We start from the raw sequence: 7,009 nt of genomic DNA, 5'->3' as shown, positions 1-7,009 counted from the left end.
ACACTGTATGACTCTCTATTATTCATTTCTCACTAAAAATGAGCTACTTCTTTTTTGGCTATTTCAAACTCTGCAATAACATTCTTTACAATATCAGCAACAGGTTCGATTTTGTGAATTAATCCAGAGATCTGTCCGACTTCTAACTCCCCTTCTACTAAATCTCCTTCAAACATTCCCTTTTTAGCTCTTGCTCTGCCTAAGTATTCTTTTAATTCTTCAACAGTAGCACATCTTGCATATAATTCTTGTAACCCTGTATAAAACTCATTCTTGATTAAGCGTACAGGAGCAAGTTCTTTTAAAGTTAAAGTCGTATCTCCCTCTTGTACATTTAAGAGTAGATTCTTAAAGTTGTCATGTGCAGAACTCTCCTCGGATGCTATAAATCGCGTTCCCATCTGTACTCCATCTGCACCTAATATCATAGCAGCTAACATTCCTCTACCTGTAGCTATTCCACCTGCTGCAATTAAAGGGATATCAATCTTCTCTCGCACCATTGGGATTAATGTCAGTGTTGTAGTTTCTTCTCTACCGTTGTGACCTCCAGCCTCAAAGCCCTCTGCTACTACAGCGTCCACCCCGGCCTCTTGTGCTTTTAAAGCAAATTTAGAGGAGCTAACTACGTGTACCACAGTGATACCATGCTCTTTTAAGAAAGAAGTCCACGTTTTAGGATTACCTGCAGAAGTAAAAACGATCTTCACGCCTTCCTCTACAATAATGTCCATAATCTCCTGGATATTAGGATATAGCATAGGGACATTTACCCCAAAAGGTTTATCTGTAGCTTTCTTGCACTTTTGAATATGCTCTCGCAATACGTCTGGATACATAGACCCCGCGCCTATAAGTCCTAAACCACCTGCATTACTCACTGCACTGGCCAATTTATAGCCACTATTCCATATCATCCCCCCCTGTACAATAGGATACTGGATATTAAAAAGTTCTACTATTTTATTCTTCATTGTATTTTGGTTGATTATAGTTTCGAAATTACACCCGAACCGATAAGTTCGTCTTCGATATGCCAAGATACAAATTGTCCTTCTGTAATTGCAGATTGCGGTTGGTCAAAACGCACATACATCCCCTCTTTCACTTTGTGTAATGTTGCTTTTTGCAACGGTTGGCGATATCTTATACGTGCTAATATAGACATTGTTTCTCCTTCTTGCAATGCCAGATCTTCTCTAATCCAATGTATTTCCGATTCTTTTACAAATAATGCCTTGTGAAACAACCCTGGGTGATCGCTTCCTTGTCCAGTATAAATGATATTCTCTTTCACATCAGTACCTATAATAAACAAGGGTTCTGCTGTTCCTCCTACATTTAGCCCTTTACGTTGACCGATAGTAAAGAAGTGAGCTCCAAAGTGCTCTCCTACTTTTTTACCCATCTCAGGAGCATATACAATAGATTTAGCTTCATTATACAGCGTCTCTTCTAGAGATACAGCCTCAGCTTCTGCTTGTTCTTTATTGTAAATTGGTGAATCCTTTGCTATTTCATAGATAAGACCATCTTTTCTTTGCAACTGTTGTTGCAAGAACTCAGGTAATCTCACTTTTCCAATAAAACACAATCCTTGAGAATCTTTCTTATCAGCTGTGATTAAATTCATCTTGGCTGCTATCTCTCTGACCTCAGGCTTTAACAACTTCCCTACAGGAAATAATGCCTTAGCTAATTGCTCTTGTGATAACTGACATAAGAAATAAGATTGGTCTTTATTAGGATCTACTCCTGCTAATAATTTATACACTGTCTCTTGTGTACCATCATCTTTTGTTATCACTTGTTCATCCTTACGACAATAATGACCTGTAGCTACGTAGTCCGCTCCTAAGCTCAATGCAATTTTCATAAATACATCAAACTTAATCTCGCGATTACACAATACGTCTGGATTAGGGGTACGACCATTCTCATACTCCTTAAACATATAATCTACAATCTTCTCTTTATATTGTTCACTTAAGTCTACTGTTTGGAATGGAATTCCAAGCTTCTCAGCGACCATTAAAGCATCGTTGCTATCTTCTAACCATGGACATTCATTAGAAATTGTCACAGAATCATCGTGCCAGTTTTTCATGAAGAGCCCAATAACTTCATACCCTTGTTCTTTCAGTAAATAAGCTGCGACACTTGAGTCTACACCTCCCGAAAGACCTACTACTACTCTTTTCTTCATAATAAAAATATTGTGGCAAATTTACAAGAAATGCCGCAATACAAAAAGCTTTTGAATTTATCTTATCTTATAATTATGATTTAACTATAGATAAAATCTATTTTTCTTACTTAGTTTGTTTGCCCAGTAACTCTGACTGTGCTTTTGCTCTATTAACTCCTTCTACTAACTTTTGTAAGATATCTTCTTCATTAAAATATTTAATTGCTTGCTCTGTAGTCCCTCCCTTAGAAGATACTTTAGCAATCCAATCTTGTGTAGATAACGAGTTTGCCTCATACAAACCAAGAGCACCTGATATGGTTTGTTTTACTAATAACTCGGCTTGTGAAGGTTCAAAACCATAAGAAATTGCAGCTTGTATCATTGCTTCCATAAAATAAAATACATAAGCAGGACCACTACCTGATATAGCAGTTGCCGCATCTATTTTATGCTCTTCTAATACATAAACAGATTTACCAGTTGTATTTATCAAATTTTGTATAATGAACAACTCTTTTCTATCCAACTCTTCTGAAGCAGTAAACACAGTCATTCCTTTTCCTATTTGTGTTGGCAGATTTGGCATCGAGCGTACTATTTTAGTTACCAGTAAATCCTTTTTCAAGCGATCAATTGAGACTCCAGCCATTACCGAAACTATAATCTGATCTTGATGTATAAATTTTTTTAAATCATCAGCTAATGTAGAAAAGTCTTGGGGTTTTACTGCTAAAATTACAATATCACAAGTAGCGATACCACTATCCAATTCATATCGATAAGATAGTTTGTGAATATTTCTATTATCCTCTAAAACCTTTTTTGAACGTGTATAAATCAATACATCTGTTGGGTTAATAAACCTTGAGTTTATAAAACCATTGGCAAAAGTACTGCCCATGTTTCCCATTCCTACAATTGCAATTTTCATAAAAAAAAACACCTCTGAATTTGATCAGAGGTGTTAAAAATATTAAATATAATTGATTATTTCTTTTTGTTTTGTTGCTCTTTTAATTTTTGCTGTTCTTGAGCTTGTTCCATCATCTCTTGCATTTTACGTTGGAACCTTCCTTTTGGACGTTTTTTTGTTTTATTGTCTTCAATGATTGCTTTAATCTTGTCTTCTTTTACAATATGGTTTTTAATTACATACATAATACCAATTGTAATAGAGTTAGAAATAAAGTAGTATAAACTCAAACCAGATGCATAGTTATTAAAGAAGAATAACATCATAATTGGAGAAATATAAATCATCACCTTCATTAATTTCCCCATATCAGGCATACCTTCTTGTGTAGGTGCAGCCATTTGTTGATCTCCTGTAGTCATTTTCATATAAATAAAAATTGCAATCGAAGCCAATAATGGGAATAAACTTACGTGGTCACCATAAAAAGGAATACTAAATGGTAAATGCAATACCGAGTCATAAGATGATAAGTCATCTGCCCACAAGAATGATTTCTGTCTTAAATCAAATGCAGACGGAAAGAACTGGAATAAAGCATAGAAAATTGGAATCTGTAATATAGCAGGGATACATCCAGCCATTGGATTCACACCAGCTTTAGAATACAAAGCCATTGTCTCTTGCTGTTTCTTCATTGGGTCATTTTTGTATTTCTCATTCAACTCAGTAACTTCTGGGCGAATAGCTTTCATCTTAGCTTGAGACAAATACGATTTATATGTCAATGGAGAAATTAGCAATCTTACTAAAACAGTTAAAATAATAATTGCAATACCATATGGTAGGAAAGAACTTAATAATCCAAATACTGGAATAAATAAGAAACGGTTTAACCATCCAAAGATCCCCCAACCAAGTGGAACAATATTATCAAGATTTTTATCATAAGATTTTAAAATCTTGTAATCAGATGGTCCAAAGAACCAGTTCATATCATAGTTTAATTCCCCATTAGTATACTCTAAAGGCATTGTAGCAGCAAATGCTTTTGTAAACACAGTATCTACCTTCTCGTCATTTACTAAATTTTTAGAAACAAGATTAGCAGAAGTAAATGCTTTATCTGTTAATAATACAGAAGTAAAGAAGTGTTGTTTGTAAGCAACATAAGTTAAATCTTTAACTGTTTTCTCATCTAATTTACTTGTAGGACTTAAGTCATTGTCTTTACCTTTCTCATACTCGTAGTATAAACGGGTATATCTATTTTCATAAGAGATACTTTTCTCATTTCTAAATGACTTCAATTCCCAGTTTAATTGAGGAGTCTTGCTTAAATCAACTATCTTATTTAAACCTTGAGTACGGATTGAGAAGTCAATCATATAATCACTTGGTTTAAGCACATAGCGATATTCTAAGAATTGATTATCAGATGCTTTTAATTTCATTGATAATACTTGATTCTCTCCTTCTTTAGTTAATTCTGGTTCAAAGTATAAATCTTTTGTATTGAATACTCTGTTATCAGTTGTGTGAATCTCTAAGTTGAAATTAGAGTTGTTATCACTAATTAGAGATACAATCTCATCTGATGTTTTACTAAATCTCTTTTCGTCATTAACAATAACTTTACTTAAAGCTCCTCCTTTATTCTCTACTACAAGAGTTAGGAACTCACTTTTAAGTTCAGTATTTCCGCCTTGTGCAGAAGGTAACGTAGCACTGTATGCAAATTGGCCTAATGTTGCACGAAGAGATTCATTCATTAATGAATCGCTTTGAGTATGCGTAGAAATAGCAGTTTCAATTTTTTCAGACTCTGCCTTTGCTACAACTTCTTTTTGAGCTACTTCAGCATCTTTTTTAATAGATTCTTTCTCATTATTGATGTTGTTTAACATCATCCAAATAAGCAAACCAGCTATAATAATAAAGCCGACAATACTGTTACGATCTAATTTTTTTTCTTCCATTACTTAATTTGTAATTGATCAAATGATTTTTGTAATTATCTATCTAAAGAGCGAATTAAGAGTAGAATATTATTTCTTGTTCTCAATTGCTGCTTTCACAAAACTAACGAATAAAGGATGTGGTTTTGCCACAGTACTTTTGTATTCTGGGTGAAATTGTACACCAATAAAAAACGGGTGATTTTCTATCTCAACAACTTCTACTAATCCTGTTTCAGGATTCCATCCAGCTGCTGTCATACCACCTTTTTCGAATTCTTCTAAGTATTGGTTATTAAATTCATATCTATGACGGTGACGTTCGTTAATTAAACTCTCACCATAGATATTAAATACTTTAGAATCTTCTTTTAATTTACAATCCCATCCTCCAAGACGCATTGTACCTCCTTTATCTGTAATATTTTTTTGTTCTTCCATAAAAGTAATCACTGGATACTGAGTACTTTCATTCACTTCTGTAGTATTTGCTCCAGCAAATCCTAATACATTGCGAGCATATTCTATGACAGCCATCTGCATTCCCAAACAAATTCCCAAGAAAGGTATTTTATTTTCTCTAACAAATTTTACTGTCTCTATCTTTCCTTCAATTCCTCTTGAACCAAAACCAGGTGCTACTAATACAGCATCTAAGTTATTCAACTTTTCACTTACATTATTAGCATTGATATTATCAGATTGAATAGAAATAATATTCACTTTACTTTGGTTCTCTGCTCCACCGTGTACTAAAGCTTCTAAGATTGACTTATATGAATCTTGTAGTTCAACATACTTACCAACTAAACCAATATTTACTACGTGTTTTGGGTTTTTTAATCTATGTAAAAACTCATTCCACTTAATTAAATCAGGTGTAGTCTTCTCAGGTAGATCTAATTTCTTAAGTGCTACTTTATCTAAACCTTCTTGAAGCATTAAGTTTGGCACTTCATAAATGGTGTCTGCATCAATAGACTGGATAACTGCTTCAGGTTTTACGTTGCAAAATTGTGCTAATTTTTGACGTATTTCTGTAGTTAAGTTGTGCTCAGTACGACAAACAAGAATATCTGCTTTAATACCACTTTCCATCAGTGTTTTTACTGAGTGTTGAGTTGGTTTCGTTTTAAGTTCACCAGCTGCAGCCAAATAAGGCACTAATGTCAAGTGAACAACAATTGCATTATTGTCTCCTAATTCCCATAATAACTGACGTACAGACTCTATATAAGGTAGCGATTCAATATCTCCTACTGTACCACCAATCTCAGTAATTACGATATCGTAATCTCCTGATTTGCCTAAAAGCTGCATGCGTTCTTTAATCTCATTTGTAATATGAGGGACTACTTGTACAGTCTTACCTAAAAACTCACCTCTTCTCTCCTTCTCTATTACAGAAAGATATACACGCCCTGTTGTAACATTATTAGCCTGTGATGTAGGTACATTTAAGAATCTTTCATAATGCCCTAAATCTAAATCTGTCTCAGCTCCATCATCTGTAACAAAGCACTCCCCATGTTCATAAGGATTAAGTGTTCCTGGATCAACATTAATATATGGGTCAAACTTTTGAATAGTAGCCGAATACCCTCTCGCTTGTAATAGTTTAGCAAGGGACGCTGCAATAATTCCTTTACCTAGTGAAGATGTAACTCCTCCAGTAACAAAAATATACTTTGTTTGTTTCATTTAGATTTTAATTTGTTGTGTTGTTAAGAATAAAACGGGGCAAAAATACAACTTTTAGAACTATTCTTCTAATTTTAATAGACCTAAAAACAGCTTTAGTCAATAATAAAAGGCATTGTTAATGCTATTTTTAAATACAACTAAAACACGCAAAGTACTTATAAACTTTGAGTTTCAATGACTTTGAATACTATTAAGTCAATAATTTATCATTTTATTCACACTTTTTATCGAACTCATTCAATA

5 protein-coding genes are annotated in these 7,009 nt (G+C 33.9%); all 5 read right to left on the bottom strand.

Annotated elements, in window-relative coordinates; all coding sequences use genetic code 11:
- Nucleotides 1-32 precede the first annotated feature (32 nt).
- The gene (locus tag GOQ24_RS13225; protein WP_258204735.1) at nt 33-989 is read right to left on the bottom strand and encodes an NAD(P)H-dependent flavin oxidoreductase; all 957 of its coding nucleotides are present in this window, start codon (nt 987-989) and stop codon (nt 33-35) included.
- Complete coding sequence (mnmA, locus tag GOQ24_RS13220) at nt 989-2,206, bottom strand: tRNA 2-thiouridine(34) synthase MnmA (RefSeq protein WP_160339909.1); 1,218 nt, start codon at nt 2,204-2,206, stop codon at nt 989-991. Before mnmA ends, GOQ24_RS13225 begins: the two co-directional genes overlap by 1 nt.
- A 106-nt stretch (nt 2,207-2,312) precedes the next feature.
- Nucleotides 2,313-3,122, bottom strand: a complete 810-nt coding sequence (proC, locus tag GOQ24_RS13215; RefSeq protein ID WP_155091485.1) for a pyrroline-5-carboxylate reductase — start codon at nt 3,120-3,122, stop codon at nt 2,313-2,315.
- 56 nt (nt 3,123-3,178) lie between these two features.
- A complete protein-coding gene (gene yidC, locus GOQ24_RS13210; protein WP_155091484.1) occupies nt 3,179-5,083 on the bottom strand; it encodes a membrane protein insertase YidC in 1,905 nt (634 codons plus the stop codon).
- Nucleotides 5,084-5,152: 69 nt separating this feature from the next.
- Nucleotides 5,153-6,763, bottom strand: coding sequence for a CTP synthase (locus GOQ24_RS13205; RefSeq protein WP_155091483.1), 1,611 nt, complete (start codon nt 6,761-6,763; stop codon nt 5,153-5,155).
- Nucleotides 6,764-7,009 lie beyond the last annotated feature (246 nt).

Source organism: Myroides sp. LoEW2-1, assembly GCF_009767705.1.
In the GTDB taxonomy this organism is placed as follows: Bacteria; Bacteroidota; Bacteroidia; order Flavobacteriales; family Flavobacteriaceae; genus Flavobacterium; species Flavobacterium album_A.
This window is presented reverse-complemented; position numbering and strand designations above follow the sequence as displayed.